This window comes from Ensifer sp. Root31, assembly GCF_001424825.1.
Classification (GTDB): domain Bacteria; phylum Pseudomonadota; class Alphaproteobacteria; order Rhizobiales; family Rhizobiaceae; genus Ensifer; species Ensifer canadensis.
The window spans coordinates 1-22,857 of the sequence record NZ_LMCO01000048.1 but is presented as its reverse complement, the minus strand read 5'-3'; the positions used below and the strand labels follow the sequence as shown (position 1 = coordinate 22,857).

The following is a 22,857-nucleotide window of genomic DNA, read 5'->3' as shown; positions in this document are numbered from 1 at the left end:
CTGCAGACCACGGCGAGGTCGGATCCGAAGGCGATCGCAGAAATGGAAACGCTGCTTGGCGAACTCCTCGCTCTCTATAGATCGACCGCGAAGGAGGCATCTACGCCCGAACCGCCCGCTTCGACACCGGCCGCGCCCTGACCGAAACTGAAATGCGCCACATCGCACCGTCAATCTTTGCCGTGACCGCCCATGAGAGCCGGTCCGAACGTTTCGAACCCATCCCGACCATCGAGGTATTGCGCGGCCTTATGAACGAAGGCTTCATGCCGGTCGGCGCCAAGCAGTCGCGCAGCCGCATCGAAGGCAAGGCCGATTTTACCAAGCACCTCATCCGGCTACGCCGCATCGATGACGGCAAGATTTACAATGTCGGGGATACGGTTTGCGAAATTCTCCTGAAAAACGCCAATGACGGAACCAGCGCCTACGAGCTGATGGCCGGGCCTTTCCGTGTCCGTTGCCTCAATTCCTTGGTGACGCAGACCGGCACCATCGATGCCAACAAGGTTCGCCATTCCGGTGACGTCCAACACAAGGTCATCGAAGGCACCTATCGCGTTCTCGGCCAGGCCCCACGATAAGCTACGGGTGTCATGCCGACCTCTCGGCGAGGCATATGGCGGACAACCAAGCGACTGCTTAAATGCCCTGCAAAAGTGGGGAATACTAAGATTCACCACCTCGGCCAAATGAGAGAGGGATAGACCGACATCGAGGTTCTCGTCGATTTTCTCGATGACCCTGTTCAGGCTTGCCGGCGTCAATCCGCCTTTGCGAACGGAAGGAATATACCTCTGCCGACGGAGCAACTGTGCGAAGATCGTCGCAACATAGCTTTCGACTAGAAGAGCACTGTGTGGCCACCCTTGGTCCTGTATTTCTGCACCGATCCCACGCGCCGCATTCATAAGGACTGGATCCTCACAGGGACGTCGGACCAACGTGAAACTAACCAACCTGCACACGATGCGTCTCTTGCTCGAACGAGGCCGGCGAGAACAGTACTCGGACTGAAAGCACATGCGGGACTGGTTACCCCAGTTTCGCCGTCGCAAGACCTTGATCCAAGAGCCAGCTTCTTAAGATCGCAACCTCTGGTCGCGCAAGATTAGCGTCGGGTGTCATGATGACATAGGGCTGCCTAATCGGCAGCGATATCCCGAAGGCATCGACCAGCCGCCCGGTGCATAGTTCGGTCTCGACCAGGAAATCTGGAACCAGAGCGAAGCCGGCGCCCGACAGACAGGCACCGATCGCAAGGTGCACCAGATTGAACGACAAGGTTGACCGCAGTTCGAGATGCCCAAACCCAGTTGCAGCAAACCATGCTTCCCACCCTTCATCGTGCCAGCCCGGTTCGGCATAATCCACCTTGATCAGGGGCCGGGACAACAAGTCAGCAGGTGTCGACGCAGGCGGGAGGGTGGCCGCCAAGTCGGGCGAACCGACGACAATCAGGCTGCCATTGATCAGCGTATCCTGTCGGACGCCCGGAATCGTTCCACGGCCATGATAGATTGCAAGATCCGGATCCGGTTCCCTAGCGCTCCACCGGTGCGGCAGAGCCATGACAGCCACGGAGATGTCGGGATGGGCCTTGCGAAACTTGCCAATGCGGGGTGCAAGCCACTTCGTTGCGAGTGAAAACTGGCAACGAACGGTGACGGTGCTGAGCCCGCCGGGCACTCGTGCCGCAGCGCCGACGGCGGTGAGTTGATCGAAGATCGCACCGAGGCGCGTTGCAAAGACCCGGCCGGCCTCCGTCAATCCCACACCATTGGCGCGCCGTTCAAACAGCGGTCCACCGACCCACTCTTCGAGCTGTTTCATGTGATGACTGACTGCGCCCGGGGTCACGCTCAGCTCACCAGCCGCCCTGGCGAAGCTCAGATGGCGCGCCGCAGCTTCGAAAGCGCGCAGTGCGGGCAGCGGTGGTAAATGACGGGCCATGTCGAGACTCAATCCAGCTAAGGGTAACCGAGAGAAGTTTTGGTTTGCTTGCATATTCGTCCGCGTGACATCGTGCTGTCAACGCAATGAATGAGCAGGATTATGTCTAGGGATCAATCTATAGCCACCGCCGTCGCCTATCTGGCCAACGGGCGCTTTCTGGCCGATCTGACACGCCGCGTCGCAATCGCGACCGAAAGCCAGAATCCCGCACGGCGCCCGGAATGCGTGCGTTATTTAAACGAGTTCAGGCAGGATCTCACAAGCCTCGGCTTTACTGGCGACATTCTGGACAACCCGGATCCCATGGGCGGCCCGCTGCTGATCGCGCGGCGCGACGAAGCAGGACATCTGCCGACACTGCTCGTCTATGGACATGCGGACGTGGTGGCTGGCATGGAAGGCGCATGGTCGAATGGCCGTGATCCCTGGCGCGTGAGTGTCGAGGGCGACCGCCTCTACGGTCGCGGTACCGCCGACAACAAGGGCCAGCACACAATCGTGATGCTGGCTCTGGAAGCGGTTCTGGCGACGCGCGGATCCCTCGGCTTTAACGTCGTGGTGCTTATCGAAACCTCTGAGGAGACCGGTTCGGCCGGACTTCACCAGATTTGTTCGGAACATCGTTCGAAGCTCAAGGCCGATTGGCTGATCTCATCGGACGGACCTCGCCTGGCCCGCGACCGCGCGACACTTGATGGTGGCACCCGTGGAACCGTTGATTTCGATCTGATCTGCGATCTCAGGGCTGGCGCACATCATTCCGGCAATTGGGGCGGCCTGATTGCCAACCCGGCCGTGATCCTCGCCAACGCCATCTCCAGCCTGGTGTCGGCGACCGGTCAAATCAATGTTCGAGGAATTCTTCCGACTGAAGTTCCTCCAGGCGTCATGGCCGCACTCGGTCGAATAGAGCTTCAAGCCGAGAGCGGCGGCCCGGAGCTTGACGGCTGGTGGGGCGAGCCGGGATTGACGCCATCGCAACGCGTCTTCGGCTGGACGGCGCTCGAAGTCTTGGCGATGACGGCAGGCACGCCGGCTCTACCGATCAATGCCATTCCGCCCCGCGCATCTGCACGACTGCAGATCCGTTACACCGTCGATACCGATCCGGCGGGCTTCATGCAGACAATTCGCGCCTACCTCGACGAAAACGGCTTTGGCAATGTCGCCGTCGTCCCAAAGGCAACAGAACTGGAATGGGGCGCCACACGCCTCGATCCCGAGCATCCCTTGATGCGCTGGGCGGCTGCGTCCGTTCGAAGGACGACGGCGGTGGAACCGACAATTCTGCCGAATGCCGGAGGCTCTCTACCGAACGATTGCTTCGCAGATCTGTTAGGAATTCCAACAGTCTGGGTGCCGCACTCCTATTCGGGATGCTGTCAGCATGCGCCGGACGAACATCTGCTGACGCCACTTGTCGCAGAGGGTCTTGCAATCATGGCAGGCCTGTTCTGGGACCTCGGCACGGACGACCGACCCGAACGCTTTTGAACCTGCCAACACAAATACAATGAGGGGGACAATCATGAAAGCAAAATGGACGGAACTGGTCGCAGCATTGACGCTTGCAGCATTATGCGCGACGCCGGTCTTGGCTGAGGACTTACCTGAAGTGCGCATCGGAACGGATGGCGGCTATCTTCCCTGGACCTCGATGACGCCTGCGGGAGAACTGACCGGTTTCGATATTGAACTGGCAAGGCTCGTGTGTCAGCGAATGCAGCGCAGCTGCCGCTTCACCGCCCAACCCTGGGAAGGACAGATTCCCGCTCTTGAGCAGGGCAAATATGACATCCTCGTCGGTGGGATATCGATCACCCCAGAGCGGCAGAAACGCCTTGCCTTCACGCAGAGCTACGGCAACCTGCCGATCAATTTTGCGGCCGCCAAAAATTCCGGCCTGAACGGGAAAAGCTCCTGGGCAGAGCTCAAGAATGCGCTGGTAGGCAAGACGGTCGGCGTCCAATCCGGCACGCAAAGTCAAAAGTTCATGGACAATGAACTGAAGGGCGAAGTTAACGTCCGCCTCTACGACAATCAGGACAGCCTCAATCTCGACCTATTGGCTGGAAGGATTGACGCCGCACTTGCGGGGCGTTCCCCGTGGATAGCTCTCACGGGTTCGTCACAAGGCGAAACGATCGAGATCCTGTCACCCAATCTTGATTTCGAGCAGTTCGACTATCTCGGCGTCGGTGTCGGCGGACTGATGCGCAAGGATACCGCGGAGCTTCGCAAAGCATGGGACGTGGCCCTTTGCCAACTGAAGAAAGACGGCGAAGTCACACGGATTTCGCAGCAATGGTTTGGTTTCGATATCTCGACCAAGGCCGACCCGAAAATCTGCGGAGAATGATTTTTGATGGCTGCGGACGCGTCCATTCTTCAAATGCTGGCCTGGGGCGATCAGGGCTGGTCCAGGCCGCTCCTTTTCGGACTCGGCGTCACCGTAACCTGCGCGAGCCTCGGCTACGTTCTCGGTGTCGCCCTTGGGTTTGCGATTGCACTGGCGAAGCTCGGAAGCAATCGCTGGATCGCGGGCGCAGCCAATCTCTATACGACGGTGATGCGAGGAGTGCCGCCCTTGCTCGTCATTTTCCTTCTCTTTTTCGGAACCAACGGGGCGCTGATGTGGGTCGCGCGCGGTTTCGGTTACACCGGCTACATCGAGATAGACGCGTTTTCGGTCGGCGTGATGGCCGTCACCCTCGTCTCGGCATCCTATAGCTCCGAAGTGTTCCGCGGCGCGCACGGCACAATTCCAGCCGGGCAGTTCGAGGCTTTCGCCGCGCTCGGGCTTCGTCCGTTTCTGGGACTCTATTTGGTCATCATGCCGCAAATGTTCCGGCAGGCCCTGCCGGGCCTGGGCAATGTCTGGATCATGGCCATCAAGGAAACGACACTGCTTTCCGTGATCTCTGTGGCCGAGCTTATGCGGGTCGTCGGCCTCGCCGGCCGCACGACCGGACAACCCTTCGTCTTTTACGGCGCCGCGGCTGTCATCTATTTCGTGCTTGTCGCCGTATCCTCGCGGGTGTTCGTCGCCGTCGAGAACAGAATGCGCTGGGGCTGATCATGGATTTCGAAACGACACTACACGTTGCTAGCGAACTGGCTGGCGCAATCTGGGTCACATTGGCACTTGCGGCTGCAACCCTCCCACTTGGTTTCGTCCTGGCGGGTATTGCCACTTGGGCGCGTGCTTCGCGTCATGGGTCTCTTCGGGCTATCGCATCAGCCTATGTTCTAGCGTTCCGCTCCACGCCGCTGCTGGTTCAGATCTTCGTACTTTACTATGGCCTCAGCCAGTTCGCATGGCTGCGCGAAAGTCCAGCATGGATCCTGTTGAGGGAGCCTTTCGCCTGTGCTGTGATCGCCATGAGCCTTTGCTCGGGCGCATATACGGCCGAGGTGATGCGCGGCGGTCTGGCCGCCGTGCCCAAAGGCGCGATCGAGGCAGCCCGCGCGCTGGGACTGTCGTCGATCAAGGTCTTTTTTCTCGTCACCGCTCCGATAGCTGTGAGACGCGCTTTGCCGGCCTACAGCAACGAGATCGTCGTGTCGCTCAAGGCGACGTCGCTTGCCAGCACCATCACGGTGATGGAACTGACCGGTGTAGCAAAGGATCTGATGAGCGAGACCTTCGCCGTCATCCAGGTATTCTGCATGGTAGCCGCCATATATTTGGTCATCAATTCGGCACTGATCCTGGGATTGCGTTTGTTGGAAATCTACCTTGCTCCACCACACGAGCGGCCGCTTAGGCATCAGCGCGGGAGAAATCGAAAGGCTGAAGTAAGTTCAGCGGATGCATGAGAGGTGCGATCGAGCTCAAACGATTAGAATCGCGCGAAAGTCATTGACGTTCGTGCCCGTAGGTGTGGTCACAACTAGATCCACCACTACATCGATCTCCCGACATCTCGACCTTTGGGCCCATGCCAACAACGTCATGCTGGACTTCTCGCGGCCCGGCAAGCCGACTGACAACGGCTCCATCGAGGCGCTCAATAGCAAGTCCGCGCGGAATGCCTGAACGTTCATTGGTTCCTGACCCTTGCGGATTCACGCGAAAAGTTGGTGACTTGGCGTCGATCCTACAACGATGAACGTCGTCACTCGGCGATCGGTTACAAGGCTCTGATCCTGCTTAATAATCCCGGTGGCGAGATCAGCAAGCCATCGTGATCACAGACGATAAAGCGAACCCGTCCACACCATCATAAGAAGGGAATGCTCGGGGGCCTATAAAAGTCCCCCGAGGCGCTCGTGCAGCAGCCAAAAGATTACTCTGCGCGTTCCAGATAGTCATCCGTGACGAACCCTGAATAATCATCGAGAACCGTCCCGATCTTTCCCTGCGATTTCAGAAAGTCCGCCGTCAGCTTCAGTGTTTTTGCTCCGCCGCCTTCTGCCGCACACCCTAACCAGGAGCATGAAATTTGCTCGCTGAGCGATGGATATCTATAGTTGGAAATATCCTCTGCAACAGTCTCGGCATCAGCACCAAAAAGATTGGATATCAGCTTTACGTTGTCCGATTCAGCGCCCCATTCGGACCTGTTACTCTTGTAGTCCTGATTGGCGGCATTGATGATGCCGACAAACTGGCGCATGAAATCGCTGTTCTTTTCGGCGAAGCTGGTGGTGGCGACCATTCCTTCGAACGTGCAGCGCCCCATTTGGCAAATCTCGCCTGAGGTGACCAAAGGCTTGCCATCCAACTTTAGGCGCGCCATTGCAGCCCCCCAGATGAATGCACCGTCAACATCCTTGCGCTCCCAAGCAGCAGCAGCTTTATTCGGGTCGAGGTTCAACACTGTGGTCTGGCCATCAATGCCCCATTGCTCCAGCGCATACATCAACTGGTAGTGGCTCGTGCTGGCGAAGGGAACCGCAAGCTTCTTGCCGGCGAGATCGGCAGGCTTGTTGATGCCAGAGTCATTGCGGACATAGAGTGCTTCAGCGCTAGCAATGTCCTCCAGTATCCAGAACAGCTTGATGTCCAGGCCGGCCGTCGCTGCGACCGCCAACGGGCTTGAGCCCAGCACGCTGATATCAATCGACCCCGACGCCATGGCACTGATAATTTCCGCGCCGGTGTTGAACTGGCGCCAATTGATCGTGTAGCCAGTTTGCGTCTCAAATGACTTGTCGGCAACACGAGCGACCCAAGGGCTCGGCGTGAGCTGGTAGGCGATGTTCACTACATTTTGCTCGGCTTGTGCGGGACGTACCGATGGCAACGAAACCAAGAGCGTCACGCCGGCCATCGCTATGGCGTTGTTCAATTTCATCTGTTCCTCCAATGGTTTACTTAAACTTCTGCTTTTTGAAAAATTATGCCCTGACTCTTGCGATACCGCTGGCCGCAACGCAGAGGATCTCGAATAACAGCGTGGCCGCAGCGAGCGCCGTGTTGCCACTCAGATCGAATGGTGGGGAAACCTCGACAACATCCGCACCGACGCAATTGATGCCATCAAGACCTCGAACGAGAAGTTGGGCCTCGTGCGTGGTCATACCGCCAATTTCAGGGGTTCCTGTTCCTGGCGCGTAAGCGGGATCAAGCGCATCGATATCGAAGCTGATGTACGTCGGAGCAGAGCCAACAACGGCGTGCGCCTCGCGCAGAACCCGTTCGACGCCCAACGTTCTGTATTCGTCAAAGTCGATGACACGGATACCCTGCTCGCGCCCCCATCCATCATCACCATCGGCGTACAGCGCTCCTCGTATTCCAATCTGTACCGTGCGCTTTGGGTCGAGAATTCCCTCCTCGATGGCTCGACGGAAGGGTGTTCCGTGGGTGTACTTCTGACCACCGAAATAGGAATCCCATGTATCCGTATGCGCATCTATGTGGACCATGCCCAACGGCCCGAAACGTCGGCTGACCGCACGCATGACGGGCAGCGTTGACAAATGATCACCGCCGACAAAAAGCGGAAGAATGCCTGAGACGCAAACCTCGCCAGCAAACCGCTCGATACGCGTCATCGAATCTGTCAGATCTGCCGGATTTACTGGGGTGTCACCGAGATCTGCGCACCGACACAATGCAAATGGATTAATGCCGCTCGCACGGTTCACATTGCGAACCATGGTGGATGCATCACGTACCTGCCGTGGTCCCTGCCTGGCGCCCGGGCGATTGGTTGTTCCTCCATCCCAGGGAACACCAAACAGACCGATCTGCACGTCGTTCCAATCGGGAGTACCCGGGAGGACTTGCGGCAACCGCATCAAGGTGGCCGCCCCGGCATATCGCGGCATCTCCGTCCCTGTTATGGGGGTGAATCTTGGATCAGACATGACAACTCCTCCAACGTCCATTTCTCGACATTGGATTGCTCTCACGTCGTGTGGCGCAGACGAATAGCTAGTTGAACAAGTTGACTTCTCACCAAACCGAAGTGATCATCGACTAGGGGTATTCTTGTCTATTCATTGCCGATTGCGACAACACTGCCTGGGGTGTATGCGTGCGAGCTGTTTCAGATTTTGACCTTCGCCTCTTTACCGTTTTCAGGACGGTGGTCGACTGCGGAGGACTATCCGCATCCCAATCGATTCTCGATATGAGCCTTTCCAACATCAGCACGCACCTTGCAAACCTCGAGAAAAGAGTTGGATTCAAGGTTTGCCACCGAGGGCGATCCGGGTTCAGACTGACACCGGGCGGTACGGAGCTTTATTCATCCATCACCGAACTTTTCGAGTCGATAGACGAGTTCCGCAGTAAAACGTGGCTGACGAAGAAACGGATCGGCCGCGAATTGTCGCTCGGAATCGTTGACGGGCTAATCTCGGAGCACCAATTCAAACTGCAACGCGCTATTCATAAACTGGGATTAATCGACGACGACATACTTATAAGGATCGACGTTCTTTCGCCCGACAAGCTGAAGAGCAGTCTGGCCAACGGCGATGTGGACTTCATCGTCGGCCCCACTTCCATCGCCTCGGAATCCGTCGTCATCAAGGAAGCCTTTCACGAGAGGATGAGCTTGTTCTGCTCCGCGCAGCATGCTCTGGCCGACAAGGAAACGCAGAAGGATAAGATATTCAATCAAGACGACAAGTTCGGGTTTGTCTCGCGGGGTTATCTCCGGGAATCATTACAGCCCGCCTTCATCCCCAATTTCGAAACGGCAGCAATTGTGCACTCGATGGAGGCCGCAGCGATGTTGATACTGAGCGGGAAATATATCGGATACCTTCCGGACCATTACGCAAAGACATGGGAAGATCTCAACGAGATGGTGCGTATCATGCCTGATGTTACAAGCCATGTCGTACCGTTTGGTCTTATGTATCGACGCGATCATAAATTACCGCTGCCGGCCAAACTGCTACTCGAATACCTCAAACCTTCGATTGCCCCCACGGAAAATTCTCAAAACCCGCCGGCGGCTTGATTGCAGCCATTTAGCGAAAATCACCGCGGGCAACGCTTTCGGCCGCTGCAAGGATGTCGTCGTCATGGCCGCGTTTCAGCACATCGAGCCCCGTCCGCTCATCCAGAGCGCCATGCGGCGTAATTAGGAAACGGTAAACCGCCCATGCGCTGCCCAGAATCGCATGTAACTTCGGGAGCGCAGCATAGGGCCGTCCATCCCGGTCGAGTTGCCATGCCGGAAAGCGAAAGCCGCGTTTGGCGCCGTCGAGCCCCAGAACCTGTCCATTCTGACGCTTGGTGTTGACGGTTACACGTGACACGCCAAGCAGATCGGCGAATGCGTCCGCGCTCACCATGTCGTCCTCGGCGAGGATTTCTGCAACGCGCCGTCGCCCGCGCTCCCGCGCCGTCGCCAGCGCGGCCCGCAGCTCGTCATCGGGAACGGCCATCGCTTCGATCGGAAATGCATCCTCTCGAAGCGCGGGCTCTTCCTCGACGACCGAGATCGTCTGCGCTCCGGCCTGCGGATCCACGACCACGCGGAAGCTGACCTGATGCCCAACCTTACGGCTCAGTTGAACCGCCTTGGCATACTGCCTGATAAGAGCCTTTTCGAAATCGGCCTTCCGAGGAAGCTTCATCGAGAGTGCGACGTTGGAAGAATCGCTGTCGATTGTTTTCGTGATGGACATTGGCTTCAGCCTCCTGCCCTAGTATTTAGGTGCGGTGCGATAGCTCGTCAAGTTCGTTAAGTTTGTAAATAGGTGCGATGCCGGTCCGGAATTCAACGGGTAGTTCGATCCAGCGCCGCGCTAGATCGGGTGAGCGGCACTTTTTAGTTGAGAACGAAACCACTGTTGCCCCGGAAAATGTCTTGGTCGCCGTGCATATCATGCCGACAAAGCCCGTCGACATCGAGGCGCTGGAAAACAGAGCGTACTAGGCGCCGGCAGCAGCGCTGCCAAGGCAAACTCGCGAGATGTGGTGGAGAACAACAAAAGGCACCTCGATGTCCAGGGGGAAAGCCATAATGCTCATCTCCGCCACAACTTCTGGCGAGTAAGCCAGTCGAAGCTGTGCGCAGGCCCCACCTGGCGGCCACACCGATCAATAACTTGCTCAGCTGGAAATGACCTGTTATGACCAGTCCGATGTAAACCCTCTTTGGAAAGGCGATCCATGTCATTTCAGCCGAGCGACGTAGCGTCAGCGATGATAGATGCGGCGCGCGCTGGCGGTGCCATCGCTCTAAAATACTACGCTGCGAACGAGACCATCGGCATGGTTGAAAAAGCGCCCCGGGACTATCAGTTGGCGGCCGACATCGCGACCGAACGCGCGATTGCAGCAGTGCTCAATGAGAAATGCCCGGACGCGGGGATTGTCGGCGAGGAAAAGACAAGCGACCGGGCTGGAGACGGCCGGCGGACATTCATCATTGACCCGATCGACGGGACGTCGAACTTCGCGTTCCATATTCCATTCTTTGCGCAGGTCATTTCGCATCTGGAAGATGGCCGAGTAACGGCTGGCGTCGTCTTCGACCCAATCCGTGACGAAATGTTTGTCGCGGAGGCAGGTAGAGGCGCATATCTGAACGGCAAGCGGCTGCCCGTTTGCGGCGATGTGTTGCCGGAGCGATCCGTGGTCGGTGTCGGACTCCCCATCCCCGGACAGGTCCAGGGGATATCGGTTGAGCACTATCACACCGCCCTGCGCGCGGTGATCGACCGGGCGGCCGTCACCAGGCGGCTTGGTTCCGCTGCGCTTTCCGTTGCCTATGTCGCAGCCGGTCGGCACCACGCTTGTTTCGAAGATGGGCTCGACACGCTCGACTATCTCGCTTCTGCACTGCTGGTCAGGGAGTGCGGAGGCGTCGTCACCGACTTCCAGGGAAACGAGCAGAATGGCAATGGCGCAGTTCTCGCCAGCGTGCCGGCGCTTCAACCCTGGCTGCTTAGTCTGTTTGGGGAATGACCCGGCTTAGTATGTTATCAAGAGCGAGCGGCTCGTCCGTGGTGACTTGATCCACGCCGGCCTGAACCAGACGGCGCAACGTCTCGTCCACCCCGTGGTGGTCGGCATTGAGTGTATATGCGTCGACCTTCATGCCCGCCGATTGAAAAATCGAAACGACGTTCACGCCGGCATCGAGCCCGGCAAGTATGATCGGGTATTCGAGATAGACATATGACGCGAATGGCACTCTGCCGACAGCGTCGCGAGCAAATGCTTCAAACGCCAAGGTTTGCTGCAACTCTACCAGCGTGTCATCACGGCAAGGGTCATAACCGATCTTGAGCCCCGGTAGGCCGGCGCCAAGGCTGAGCAGTCCTGCCGGGTCATCTCCAGAAAGGATAAAGCGATCTGCACAGGATGCGAGACATGCATGGAAATGCTGACGATGGCCGGCAGAAAGCGCCCCGATGTCGTCCTTGAAATCCAGCTGCATCAAAGCGTCCGGGTGAACCGCATCACCGTCCATCGCCGCGGCAAGATCGCCAAGCAGCATGGGTTGCAGGTCGGTCAGATGACCATCATCGGTGCGCATTACCATTGACCTGACATCCGACGACGTGAAATCCCGCACCGGACCAGCAGCACTCGTTTCCCGATCGACTGTCGCATCGTGCAGACAGACGAAATCGCCGTCGCCAAGGGCGCGCAGATCCACTTCCATCGATGCGCCGCATGCCCACCCCTGCAACATGCTGGTGAGACCGAACGCACAGTCGGATCGGACCTGGCGCAAGCGATGCCACTTGAGGGCGGGACGCAAACTCATCTGGAGACTGACGCCGAACGAAAGACGTCGTGCCCGTCCTTGAAGACGGAGAAATGAACGGGATCAAGGAATATTTCCTGACCCGGTTCGAGTACCGTCTCCGTGTCGGCATGTATCTTCACGCGGTTGACGCCGTCGGTTGTCGCCTCGACGGTGCGGTAAGCTCCGAAATGGACGACCCTGGTAATCTTCGCCGATGCCGAAGTGTGTCCACCTTGGGCAGCGATCGCCAGCTTCTCCGGCCGAACAGCAAGCGTTGCCTCACCATCCGGCAATGGTACTTTTACTCTGAAACCGGCAGCATCCATCACCCCCGACGAAACACGCCCGTCGATCAGGTTCATCGCGCCGATGAAGCCGGCGACAAACCTGTCCTGCGGCTGTGCGTAGATATCGGCTGGTCCACCGACTTGGTTGATCTTTCCAACCGACATCACGACGACCCGGTCCGCTATCGCAAGCGCCTCGTCCTGGCCGTGGGTTACAAAGACGGTGGTGATGCCAAGCTCGCGCTGGATGTTACGTACTTCCTCGCGCAGCCGCTCCCTGAGATGTTGGTCGAGGCTGGCGAAAGGTTCGTCCATCAGCAGGATTTTCGGCTCCAGAACGATGCATCGGGCGATCGCAACGCGTTGCTGCTGACCGCCCGAAAGACGCAGCGGACTGCGCTTGCCATAGCCGCTGAGACCGACGAGATCGAGCGCTGCATCGACCTTGCGGGCAATTTCCGTTCGGCTCATCTTTCTGAGCTTCAACCCGAACGCGATGTTTTCAAAGACGTTCATATGCGTCCAGAGCGCGTGGCTTTGAAAGACCATCCCGGTCGGGCGGCTTTCCGGCGCGCTCGCCGTTACGTCGATACCATCGATGAGAACGCTACCTGCCGTGGGGTTTTCGAAGCCTCCCATGATCCGCAGGAGCGTCGACTTGCCCGATCCCGACGGTCCGAGCAGGCAGACCAGTTCGCCCGATGCTATTTCGAGAGAGATGTCGCGGACTGCGGCCATGTTGCCGTAGCGCTTCTCGATTCCCTTCAGTTCCAATTTCGCCATTTCAACAGAACTCCGACAACACGCGTGCGTGCGGCGTCATGCGCCAAATCCTTTTGCAAACTGGTTCGACGCCAGGACACGGCGAGCAAACAACAATGCGATGAACGATGGCACCCAAAGCAGAACCGAGAGGACGGCCCCATATTGCACCACGATCTGCCCGGTAATCATCTGCAACATCACCATTGGCATCGTGCGCAGCTTGGGAGCACCGACCAGCCATGCGCCTTCTGTCTCGTAAAAGGTCGAAACAAATGTGAGCAGCATCGCTGCCCCGATAGCGGGGGCGGCTTGGGGAATAGTGATGCGTATGAATGTCCGCACGGGCCCGGCCCCCACATCACGCGCGGCTTCCTCTAACCGACGGTCGACGCCGCGGAATGCCGCCGACGGGAGCCAGATCATGATCAGCATGGTATTCAGCAACTGCACCAGGACGATGCCCCAGAACGTGCCCACAAGGCGCAGGCTCAGGAACAGCGTCGCGATCATCACGATGAGCCCGAATCGGGGAAAGGCGTTGATTGCGAGGAACGACATCATGAAGGTCCGGCGCCCGACGAACTCCATCCGTGCGAAGGCATAGGCCGCCGGCAGACAGATCACCGCCGACAGAAGCGTCACAGTGACCGAAAGGGCAAGTGACAGGCGCAAGGCCGACAGAACGTCGGCCCGCGCCAGGGTCGTGTGCCAGTAGCGCAAGCCCCATTCGGTCGGAAGCAGCGCCGGGTAGGTCCATTTCTCGGCAAAAGCCCAGAGAAAGACCGTCGCGATGGGCATCACCACATAGGCAATGAGGACAAGCATGATGACGATGCCGACGATGGTACTGGCGCGGATCTTCATACGTCCTGCTTTCTCGTCAGCATGACGACATAGAGGATGCCAAACACGGAGCAGGTCAGGAAAGTGATCACCGCCTGCGCTGCGGCAAAATCGGGCTGACGGACTTCCGAAAATGTCCTCAGCATGTAAGGGCCCATCATCTCTGGAGACGCCGGTCCCAGCATGTAGGGGATAACGAACGAGCCGAAAAGGCTGATGACGTTCAAGGCGACCACGACCAGAAGCGAGTCGACCATGAGCGGCAGAATGATACGATGGAATATGACGACATAGCCGGCTCCGACATCGCGGGCGGCCTCGATTGCCTCTTGTGACACCTTCGCCATGCCAGCCGTCAGGATGAGCAAGGTCAGGGGCATATGGTCCCAGACCAAGCCGATGACCGGCCCCCACGGAGTCAGATATGGCGAGTTATAGGATCTGAATCCGACCAACTCCAGCAGTGACTGAAGCAGGCCGTTCGGGCCGATGTATCGAATGAGCGCATAGGCGACGATGATGCCTGGCACAAACATCGGAAAAAGCGCCAAGGCTTGAACGACGGCGGCCAAGCGGCTGCGGGTGAAATGCAGATAGATGGCGATCGGCAGACAAATGGCGATCAACAGAACCAACGTCACCACCGTCGTCCACACGGTGCGAACATAGTTGGCAACACTGTATGGATCGGTGAAGAACCGATGATATCGAGCAAGGCTCCAGGAGACGGAGCCGTCGGCTGCGGTCTCCTGGAGTGTTTGCAGGACAGAAACGCCAGCGGGATAAAGCAGCAGGCAGACCATGACTGCAAGCGGCGGACCGATTAGCAGCAGCCCTTTCAGGTTTCGTGTAGAGTTGCCTTCGCTTCCCAAACCAGCGCTCCGATCTCTTAGTTTCGCGCGATCGCGGGCGCGACGTTGCGATACCAGCCGTCATTGACAGCGGCTTCCCACTCGCCGTCGGGGAAGGCAGGAATCGACTTCGGGATGATGTCGGCGTTTGCAGTGCGGATCTCGTCCGAAAGATGAGACCATTCGATCGACGGAAAGCCGGCGATCTGATCGACGATCTGTTCCTGGACGGCAGGCGAAATGAGGACGTTTGCGAGTTTGGTCGCAGCCTCGATGTTCTTGGCATTTGTCGGAATGGTGCAATAGGCAAACCCGCCAACGAATGCCAGATCCTGCAGTTGCGCGAGCTTGATATGAGACGGTAGCTCACCCGATTTCAGGCCGGACAGGGCCTGATCCGACCAGGTTGGCACCATCGAGACGACGCCCGATACAAGCAATTGCAGCGACGGCGTGTTGCCGGCCGTGTAGGATCCGCCCTGGTAGAGCGAAGGTGCGAGATCCCTCAGGATCTCCCAGGCCGGCGGCAGCATCGCGTCGGCTTTTTCCTTGCTGAAATTGGCTGCCGTGAATGCAGACGGGTCTCGTCCGTTGGCTTCGTGGATCGCGCGCCGCACGAAATTGCCGCCGGATCCGCCCTTGTCCGGACGATTGTAGATGAACTGGCCGGGCGTTGCCTTGATCCAGGCCGTCAGTTCCTCCCAGGTCTTTGGAGGCGTCTGCACCTTGGTGGAGTCATAGGCCAGAACCACCTGTGACCCACGGTATGGCAGGCCGAAATTCGTATCGATCGCAAGCTTGTTGAGCTTCGAATAGTTGCTCATCGATGCCTTGGAAAAATCGAGCCAGAGACCGGCATCGATCGCGCCGACGGTATTGCGTGGATTGAAGGCCTCCATCACATCGACCTGCGGATCACTCTGCGTCTTCAGTGCCGCTAGGGCACGATCCGCCAATGCCATCATCCCCGAGTTTCCGTCTGATACCGTAACGTTCACGACGAGGTCCGGGAGCTCTTGCTGCAATGCCGGAACAACGACATTGGACCAGAAATCTGCCACGTTCTGATCGCTTCCCACGATCACTTCAACCGCCCCGTCAGCGCTAAAGGCTACCCTGGGGCTGATGGCAATTGCCGCAGCAGCTGCCGCTGCGGATGCAAGGAATTCCCGACGTTTCATATGCATGCTCCCACGTTGCGTTTGATGTGTCGTTCTCTACCAGGTAGCTTCCGCCATGCTTTGAAGAAGCTCACTTTCGCGGGGCAGCGCCTTGCCGCCATGCGCCGTCACCGAGGCCGACCCGCAGGCAACCGCCGCTCGAAGCGCCTTCTCCATCTGCCAGCCCTGCAATAATCCGTAGATGAAGCCGGCGTTAAAACTGTCGCCGGCACCCGTCGTGTCGACGACCTCGACTTGCGGCGCACCAATTTCGATGACATGGCCCGCATGGAGTGCGGAAGCGCCATATGCGCCGCGCTTGATCACCGTAGTCGGGCAATATTCGGCAAACGCCAATAGCGCCGCATCATGGCTCTCACTGTTTGTCAGCCGCTTTGCCTCGGTCTCGTTGCAGATGAAGCAATCCGTGCGGCGCAGAATCTCGGCGAGATTGCCATCGGCCATATCTTCGTCGACATGCTGGCAATCCAGGCAGCAAAAGATGCCGATGGAGCGGGCAAAGGCGAACAGATCTGCCAAGTCGCTCCGGCAGGTGAGCCCTTGCACGATGAGGACACGCGGCCCGAGCCGTTCGATCTCAGCCTTTGACGGAAGCGTCTCGTCCCCTTGGAAGTGACTTATGAACCCGCGGTCGTGTGCCATGGAGAAGGCAGCGCTCAGGCGTATTCTTGCCTCTGCGCGGCGCTGGAACAGAGAAGCGTCGATATCATCTCGCGTCGCCGCTGCGATCATCAGCTGGCTGAAAAGATCAGTCCCGGTCTCGCACCACCAGCCGACCTTCACACCGAGCAAGGAAAACGCGCGCGCCGTCGTATAACTGGCTCCTGGGACGGCATCAAAGTTCTTCGACCACACGTCAGCGCCGAGCTTTGGTATCTCGCCAAGACCGGAAAAAATCAGGTCGTAGTAATACTCGCCGGCGAGCACCACGTCGTAAGGGGAGGCCCTGCACCGCTTTGAGAGCATCAGCGCCATTCCCCGGCAAAGGGTTGATGTGCAGCGATGTATTGCTCGACCAACGGCTCCGCGCGCGAGTAGGACAACACAAGCGGATGCGCCACAAGCGCCTCTACGGCGAGATCCTTCCGCCGCTCGGCAATCGCCCTGACAGCGAGCCGCTCGTAACGCTTGATGTTGTGCACGAGTTGCGCTTGAGCCTCCGGCATAGCCCCGATTTTTTTTGCCTTGATCCCGTCTCGGCCGACGACGCAGCTGACTTCGACGACGTCATCCGGACGAAGGCCGTCGATAGCGTCCCCGTTGCGCACGTTCAATCCGATATGGCACTCGGCTCCCGATTCCATCGCATCGATGATATTGAGCGCAACGCCGGCATAGCCCTCGCCGACACCGTCCGCGGCATGCGCACTGACCGCGCGGATGGCCCTGTCGGCATCTTCCATGCTCGGCGCTTCGGGCCGCGCGTAATGCATGTAAGTCGCCTCGCGCCGCTGCTCATAGGCGAAGTAGGCAGCCAGGGCAGCATCCGCATCGCGCTCGACGCCAATGGCAGAGAGTTCAGCAATCAATGTTCGATTGAGATCGCGCACTTCCTCGCCACGGGTGCGCGCATCGGCCTGGATGTCTCCAAGCGCCTTCTCGGCATAGTAGAAGTAGTAGAGATATTCGTTGAGCCAAAGGCGATGCCGCCGGATAATCGACGGATCAAAAATGCGCTGCGCCGTTTCGGCAAGAAACGCATCGTCATCCAGCAGGTCTTGCAGAACCTCGCGCCCTCCAACGACCGCCGACCGCGTGAACGATAGATGATTGAGACCGAAGACTTCGGTCTGCACGTCCCTGACGGCAACACCGAGCTTCTGCGCCACCGCTTCCTGGGCCGCGTTGGCACCATCACAGATGCCGACGACACGATCGAAGCCTGCGTCGCTCAAAGCCTGGGCCACCAGGCCCGCCGGGTTGGTGAAGTTGAAGAGCCAGGCATCCGGACTGACCTCTTTCAAAAGCCGAGCATATTCAGTGATGACGGGAATGCTGCGCAACGCCATGGCAAAACCACCGGGTCCGGTGGTCTCCTGGCCCAGAACGCCGTGGGACAAGGCAATCCGCTCGTCCTTGACGCGTCCGTCCTCGCCGCCAGGCCGAACAGTCGTGACCACGTAACGCGCGCCCTCAAGGGCTTTCTCGGCAATCACGGTGGCTGAAATGCGGACGGGCGACTGCATCCTGAGAGCAATCTCACGGGCGAGCCTACCGAAGATCTCGAGTTTCGATTGATCGACGTCATGCAGGCAGATTTCGGTAAGCCCACTGCGTTCGGCCCTGCGAAGGGCCGAAGCCACGAATAGGGGCGCTCTTACGCCGCCGCCGCCAATCAAAGTGAGCTTCATCGGATACCTCAGTTGTCTATTAATGCAGTCGTAACTGGTCATATCCAGACATGTCAAGATAGACCGTTGCCTTGCCACCATATTTCGTGCAGCACTGGAATCGTCACAAACGGTACGGAAAAGATGCCCGCAAAAAAGCCGACAATTCGAAGCAATCCGTTGGCGGAACGCGCCCGGCTGAAGCCGCTGGATCGCGATGACCAGCAACCTCTCTACAGGCAGGTCAAGCAGAACATCCTGGATCTGACGCGTGACGGCACGATCCCCGCACATTCTAAACTTCCGTCCGAGCGCGAGCTGGTACAGGCATATGATGTCAGCCGCATTACAATCAGGCAGGCGCTTGTGGAACTCGTTCAGGAGGGCCATCTGCAAAGCCAGCCAGGCAAGGGCTTCTACGTCGCCGAAAGAAGTGAACCATTCGAGCTGCACTTGCTGACAAGCTTTACTGCCAACGCGATCGCCAAGGGCATGATGCCCGGCAGCCGCCTGCTGGAAGCCAAGATCTATGCCGCTCCGCCGGAGATTTCACGCGCGCTCTACCTGCCAGAAGCGGCTGACGTCGTGTTGTTGAAACGCCTTCGCACGCTCGACGACGTGCCGGTGGTCATACAGTATGACTGGCTGCAGCCCGTCGCATGCCCGGGCCTGCTGGATTTGGACTGGTCGACTGGAAACCGTTCGCTCTACGCTGAATTGCGCGAGCGTTACGGCCTGCGCCCCGTGCGTGGACAGACAACAATCAGTGCGCGCTATCCTGATGAAGACGAGATTGCATTGCTCAAACTGGAACAAAAGACCGCGGTGCTGACGTTGGATCAGATCGCGTTCAACGCCGAAAACCGACCTATCAACATATCAACCTCTGTGCACCATCCCAAGCGCTATCCCCTGAGCATTCAACAGGGCGAATAGGTACGCGCAGCAGCATTGGATTTGGACGATGTCATCTAGCGACAATCAGAACAAAAATGCAGGCAGGGGAGCAGCGACGTTCCAGGCGAAGGTTGTCCCTTCCGGCAATGCGACAGGTGTCGAGGTCCCCGATGCAGTAATGAAAGAGCTGGGTCCTGGAGGTCGCCCACCGGTGACTGTGACAATCAATGGCTTTAGTTGGCGCACGCGGGTGGCGGCCATGCGGGGGCAGCGGCTGATAGGGATCAGCGCTGCCCATCGCGCCGCCGCCAGGATCAGCGAAGGCGATATAGTCGAAATCGAAGTCGAGCTCGACGAGGCGCCCAGGGAGGTCGCCGAACCCGCAGAGCTCGCCGAGGCGCTCAATAACTCTCCGCAAGCCCGAATGGCTTTTGACCGCCTGACTTTTGGGCTGCGGCAAAAGCACGTCAACGCGATCCACGAGGCCAAGACCGCCGAAGTTCGGGAACGTCGCATTCGCAAACTGGTCGATAATCTGAAATAAGCGCGCGCGATGAGTGCATGGACAATCGATCAGGCGTGAAAAACAGGTCGCGCTCGACCGGCAGGCTGAGCTTGCCGGGCACGGATCAGAGGGCGTCGAGGCTAGCGTGGCATCACGCCGCCCGCCGTAGACTTCATAGCCAGTTCCCGGCGATACACTATGCGATCCCAGACGCACAAATCGGAAACAAACACCGCCGCAGAGCGGCCCCAACGATACCCAGAGCGGCAGCGCGGGCAGGCACCCGCCCGTTTCCGCTGTGGATTCCCCCACACAGCGCCGGATGCCACAAAGTTTAACAATTTCTGAAGCTATTTCTCTACGCTTGATGGCTAAATTAGCAATCCTGTTTTGGAGCGCAGGGAGGGGACGCAGCCAGCCGCCGTATCCAGCTCCAACTCACTAGAATCGATTACCTTTATTGCTTTTTGGGCCACCTGGCTCCGAAGTCGTCGTGATCTGTTGAGGGGGGCAACAAACAAGATGCCAAGCGATCTGAAGAACAACCTCGTCCGCATCCTTAAGGACGAAAACGGCAACTTTGCCGTCATGACTGCTCTCTTAATAATCCCGTTGTTCACGGGCGCTTCCATCGCCATCAATCTCGCCCGCATCAATCTCGAATCCGCCAAGATGCAGGACGCGCTCGATGCGGCCGCCTTTTCCGCGGTAAAGTCCTATGGCGAAGGGGAGGATGAAGCCAAAGCGAAGGACCTGGCGAACAACATCTTCTTCGCCAATTTCGGCACACCGGAGATTATCGACGAGATCGGGTTGGGCAGTTCGACGCCGGTGGCAACGCAGGCGATCAAGGTTACTTTTGGCACCCTCGGCGTCGAAAGCACGGCGACGACGACCTATGAGCTCAAATACGCTCCGCTGTTCTGGGGACTCCAACCCTATACGATCGATCGTGAAAGCGTCGCGGCGCGCATGCCGGGGCGGGAAGCCTGCATTCTGGCACTCCACCCGACTGCATCCCGGGCGTTCGAAGTGAGCGGCAGTGCCACTGTCGATACCTCCGGCTGTACCATCACGTCGGATTCGAGCGACGCACAGTCGATCTATCTCAGTGGGTCGGCCACTCTCAAGGCAGAGTGTCTTTATGCAACGGGCAAGGTTTCGGCGACGCTTGCCCATCTCGAGCTCGCCTGCGGCAAGGCGGTGGAAGGTGTTCCACCGATCCCGGACCCCTTCCGGTTCAAGAAAATGCCGACGACCGGGAGCTGGGTGAACCTCTCCGGATGCGGACAGAACTTCGTGGCCGGCGGTGGCGGCAATGGCGACTGTAACGGTACGAGCAAGACACCGAACAACGCACCCGCCGGCTACACTGTCGAACTGAAGCCCGGCACCTACGGCGGCTTGGAGATCAAGGGCGCGGTTCTTCTGCGGCCGGGCTCCTACATCATCGATGGCGGCACTCTGAAACTTGCCAGCCAGTCGGTGCTCACGGGTAATGGCGTCACCTTCTTCCTGATGAACGGTGCCCAACTCGACATTCACGGCGGCTCGACCTTCAAGATCACGCCGTCGCAGACCGGTGACTGGGCAGGTTTCTCGATCGTTGCCGCCAGGAACAACACGGCGACGGCCGTGATCAACGGCAACAGCGCCTCGTCGCTTGCGGGCATCATCTACATGCCGGCGTCACGTGAGATCCAGTATGCCGGCAATGGCTCCACCGGCGGCGAATGCGTACGCATCGTCGCGCAGGAGATCACGATGATCGGCAACAGCAGCTTCAAGCTGGATTGCAAGGCGGCGCTCGCGAACAACACCATTAACAATCCGGGTGCGATCCGTCTGGCCCGATAGTAAGCCAAATGATGCTAGGCTACCTCTCTTTCGCGGCCAACAAGATGATACGGTTCCACAAGGTGATCAGAGGGAATATTCCACGCTTTATGCAGCCGGTGGATCATCTCCACGGTTAGAGCGCGCCTTTTATTAAGAACTTCAGAAGCTCGAGAGCGCGAACCCAAAATCACGGCAAGGTCGGCCTGAGTGCGGCCGAACATTTCCATGTGGGCCTTGATTAGCTCAACGGGTTCAGGTGCCTCGATCGGGTAGTGCGCGTCTTCATATGCCTCGATGAGGGCCGATAGAACGTCGAAGCGGTCAGCCTCCTCAGTCCCGAGTTCCGGCTGGTTCTCGAAATATGCCGAGACCTCTGCAATAGCCCATGCAAGGTCATCATCATTCCTGATGGCTCGAATGTTGTCCATTACACCGTCTCCGGGTTGATCTGATCGTACTCTTTGTGGGTGCCAACAAACTTGATCAGCAGCCGCTTATATGGATAGGCAACGTGGACGATCAGGCGATACTTGTTGCCGGAAATGTCGAATATGATGCGTTTATCGCTGACAAAGTCGATGTTGGCACCGAACATCGTCTTCACATCCGCCGGCTCCGTCCACGCCGCGCTGCTCACCATTGCGTACCAGGTCTTCAGGGGTACTTCCGCTTGGGAATGCCTTCCCCAGAAGGCTCTCAACGTGGACTTCGCTATGACTTGCATGCCGCACATATGTTCCCATATTGGGAACAAGCCTACAAATTTGTCAATGCCCAAACTCCTTCGTGACGAAAGCCCGGGGCGATTGCGCAACCAGGCTCCGCACGCACGATATAAACGGCACAGTGATTAGCCCAATGTCGCACACAGACAGGCTGGCGGCCGAGCAAAAAATTGAAAGCCTGAGAAAACCCGATGAAGCCCGAAAGGCAGCGGCACCTGCAGTTGTCCGATCCATCCCACTTTCGAAGGCTGACATGATCCGGGCAACGCTGCTCAATGGGAGCAATCCGCCGCGCTAAATCACGAGAGCGGCACTTTGGGTTCGAGTGGTGGCGCTCCCCGCGCATATCTGGCCGAAAAAGCTAGTCGGCTTCGAGCAACCAGCAAGAATGAGCGTACCAGGCGCAGGCAGCGCAGCTGACAGAGCCCGTTCGCGCGCGGTTTGACCGGTTAAAAAGCCTCGTCTCGGAGGATCAGCATCGCGACGGCCAACGCCGGGATCCGGGA

General features: G+C 58.3%; 23 protein-coding genes and 1 pseudogene. 11 read left to right on the top strand and 13 right to left on the bottom strand.

Annotated features, from left to right (window positions below; genetic code table 11):
- Positions 1-152: 152 nt before the first annotated feature.
- Positions 153-584, top strand: a complete 432-nt coding sequence (locus ASD00_RS31085) for a DUF932 domain-containing protein (RefSeq protein ID WP_244496173.1) — start codon at positions 153-155, stop codon at positions 582-584.
- Positions 585-1,035: 451 nt separating this feature from the next.
- On the opposite strand, the gene ASD00_RS31080 is transcribed toward ASD00_RS31085, so the two are convergent.
- Entirely contained in the window at positions 1,036-1,953 is a 918-nt protein-coding gene (locus ASD00_RS31080) for a LysR substrate-binding domain-containing protein (RefSeq protein WP_057210951.1), read from the bottom strand.
- A 102-nt stretch (positions 1,954-2,055) separates the two neighbouring features.
- On the opposite strand from ASD00_RS31080, the gene ASD00_RS31075 reads away from it, so the two are divergent.
- From ASD00_RS31075 to ASD00_RS42155, 5 genes and pseudogenes are all read left to right on the top strand, one after another.
- Positions 2,056-3,450 (top strand): M20 family metallopeptidase, encoded by a 1,395-nt coding sequence (locus ASD00_RS31075; protein WP_057210949.1) that lies wholly within the window; start codon positions 2,056-2,058, stop codon positions 3,448-3,450.
- A gap of 67 nt (positions 3,451-3,517) precedes the next feature.
- Complete coding sequence (locus ASD00_RS31070) at positions 3,518-4,315, top strand: transporter substrate-binding domain-containing protein (protein WP_158268948.1); 798 nt, start codon at positions 3,518-3,520, stop codon at positions 4,313-4,315.
- Between the two features lie 6 nt (positions 4,316-4,321).
- The gene (locus ASD00_RS31065; RefSeq protein WP_063963368.1) at positions 4,322-5,032 is read left to right on the top strand and encodes an ABC transporter permease subunit; all 711 of its coding nucleotides are present in this window, start codon (positions 4,322-4,324) and stop codon (positions 5,030-5,032) included.
- A gap of 2 nt (positions 5,033-5,034) precedes the next feature.
- The gene (locus ASD00_RS31060) at positions 5,035-5,775 is read left to right on the top strand and encodes an ABC transporter permease subunit (RefSeq protein WP_057210945.1); all 741 of its coding nucleotides are present in this window, start codon (positions 5,035-5,037) and stop codon (positions 5,773-5,775) included.
- 94 nt (positions 5,776-5,869) lie between these two features.
- Positions 5,870-6,147, top strand: a pseudogene (locus tag ASD00_RS42155) (integrase core domain-containing protein); the annotation flags it as partial.
- A gap of 98 nt (positions 6,148-6,245) precedes the next feature.
- On the opposite strand, the gene tauA reads toward ASD00_RS42155, so the two are convergent.
- Together tauA and speB are read right to left on the bottom strand one after the other, a co-directional pair.
- A complete protein-coding gene (gene tauA / locus ASD00_RS31050; protein ID WP_057210941.1) occupies positions 6,246-7,256 on the bottom strand; it encodes a taurine ABC transporter substrate-binding protein in 1,011 nt (336 codons plus the stop codon).
- Positions 7,257-7,299: 43 nt separating this feature from the next.
- Entirely contained in the window at positions 7,300-8,274 is a 975-nt protein-coding gene (speB, locus tag ASD00_RS31045; protein ID WP_057210939.1) for an agmatinase, read from the bottom strand.
- A 170-nt stretch (positions 8,275-8,444) separates the two neighbouring features.
- Between speB and ASD00_RS31040 the strand changes: the two genes are divergently transcribed.
- Positions 8,445-9,380, top strand: a complete 936-nt coding sequence (locus tag ASD00_RS31040; RefSeq protein ID WP_082523783.1) for a LysR family transcriptional regulator — start codon at positions 8,445-8,447, stop codon at positions 9,378-9,380.
- A 10-nt stretch (positions 9,381-9,390) separates the two neighbouring features.
- On the opposite strand, the gene ASD00_RS31035 is transcribed toward ASD00_RS31040, so the two are convergent.
- Positions 9,391-10,053, bottom strand: a complete 663-nt coding sequence (locus ASD00_RS31035; RefSeq protein ID WP_057210935.1) for a hypothetical protein — start codon at positions 10,051-10,053, stop codon at positions 9,391-9,393.
- A 487-nt stretch (positions 10,054-10,540) separates the two neighbouring features.
- On the opposite strand from ASD00_RS31035, the gene ASD00_RS31030 reads away from it, so the two are divergent.
- On the top strand, positions 10,541-11,338 hold the full coding sequence (locus ASD00_RS31030; RefSeq protein ID WP_057210933.1) for an inositol monophosphatase family protein: 798 nt from the start codon (positions 10,541-10,543) through the stop codon (positions 11,336-11,338).
- On the opposite strand, the gene ASD00_RS31025 is transcribed toward ASD00_RS31030, so the two are convergent.
- The 7 genes from ASD00_RS31025 to ASD00_RS30995 form a co-directional block, all read right to left on the bottom strand.
- Positions 11,319-12,041 (bottom strand): glycerophosphodiester phosphodiesterase family protein, encoded by a 723-nt coding sequence (locus tag ASD00_RS31025; protein WP_057210932.1) that lies wholly within the window; start codon positions 12,039-12,041, stop codon positions 11,319-11,321. The two genes, ASD00_RS31030 and ASD00_RS31025, sit on opposite strands and share 20 nt — an antisense overlap.
- 101 nt (positions 12,042-12,142) lie before the next feature.
- On the bottom strand, positions 12,143-13,198 hold the full coding sequence (locus tag ASD00_RS31020) for an ABC transporter ATP-binding protein (protein WP_057210930.1): 1,056 nt from the start codon (positions 13,196-13,198) through the stop codon (positions 12,143-12,145).
- Between the two features lie 36 nt (positions 13,199-13,234).
- Positions 13,235-14,044: an ABC transporter permease subunit gene (locus ASD00_RS31015; protein ID WP_025430883.1), complete on the bottom strand. Its 810-nt coding sequence runs from the start codon at positions 14,042-14,044 to the stop codon at positions 13,235-13,237.
- Positions 14,041-14,895, bottom strand: a complete 855-nt coding sequence (locus tag ASD00_RS31010) for an ABC transporter permease subunit (protein WP_025430884.1) — start codon at positions 14,893-14,895, stop codon at positions 14,041-14,043. The genes ASD00_RS31015 and ASD00_RS31010 overlap by 4 nt, the downstream gene beginning before the upstream one ends.
- 17 nt (positions 14,896-14,912) lie before the next feature.
- A complete protein-coding gene (locus ASD00_RS31005) occupies positions 14,913-16,055 on the bottom strand; it encodes an extracellular solute-binding protein (protein ID WP_057210928.1) in 1,143 nt (380 codons plus the stop codon).
- 36 nt (positions 16,056-16,091) lie between these two features.
- Entirely contained in the window at positions 16,092-17,021 is a 930-nt protein-coding gene (locus ASD00_RS31000) for a carbohydrate kinase family protein (RefSeq protein WP_162249766.1), read from the bottom strand.
- Positions 17,021-18,406 (bottom strand): 6-phospho-beta-glucosidase, encoded by a 1,386-nt coding sequence (locus ASD00_RS30995; RefSeq protein WP_057210924.1) that lies wholly within the window; start codon positions 18,404-18,406, stop codon positions 17,021-17,023. Before ASD00_RS30995 ends, ASD00_RS31000 begins: the two co-directional genes overlap by 1 nt.
- Before the next feature lie 123 nt (positions 18,407-18,529).
- On the opposite strand from ASD00_RS30995, the gene ASD00_RS30990 reads away from it, so the two are divergent.
- The 3 genes from ASD00_RS30990 (at position 18,530) to ASD00_RS30980 (ending at position 21,644) form a co-directional block, all read left to right on the top strand.
- On the top strand, positions 18,530-19,321 hold the full coding sequence (locus ASD00_RS30990) for a GntR family transcriptional regulator (protein WP_156585894.1): 792 nt from the start codon (positions 18,530-18,532) through the stop codon (positions 19,319-19,321).
- Between the two features lie 28 nt (positions 19,322-19,349).
- Positions 19,350-19,826 carry a YdeI/OmpD-associated family protein gene (locus ASD00_RS30985; RefSeq protein ID WP_057210922.1) on the top strand — a complete coding sequence of 159 codons (477 nt, stop codon included), beginning with the start codon at positions 19,350-19,352 and terminating at the stop codon, positions 19,824-19,826.
- A gap of 483 nt (positions 19,827-20,309) precedes the next feature.
- Positions 20,310-21,644 carry a TadE/TadG family type IV pilus assembly protein gene (locus ASD00_RS30980; protein ID WP_156585892.1) on the top strand — a complete coding sequence of 445 codons (1,335 nt, stop codon included), beginning with the start codon at positions 20,310-20,312 and terminating at the stop codon, positions 21,642-21,644.
- A gap of 14 nt (positions 21,645-21,658) precedes the next feature.
- Here the strand turns inward: ASD00_RS30980 and ASD00_RS30975 are convergent, their stop codons facing one another.
- Both ASD00_RS30975 and ASD00_RS30970 read right to left on the bottom strand, forming a co-directional pair.
- Entirely contained in the window at positions 21,659-22,054 is a 396-nt protein-coding gene (locus ASD00_RS30975) for a type II toxin-antitoxin system HigA family antitoxin (RefSeq protein WP_057210918.1), read from the bottom strand.
- Positions 22,054-22,350 carry a type II toxin-antitoxin system HigB family toxin gene (locus tag ASD00_RS30970; RefSeq protein ID WP_057210953.1) on the bottom strand — a complete coding sequence of 99 codons (297 nt, stop codon included), beginning with the start codon at positions 22,348-22,350 and terminating at the stop codon, positions 22,054-22,056. Before ASD00_RS30970 ends, ASD00_RS30975 begins: the two co-directional genes overlap by 1 nt.
- Positions 22,351-22,857: the final 507 nt, after the last annotated feature.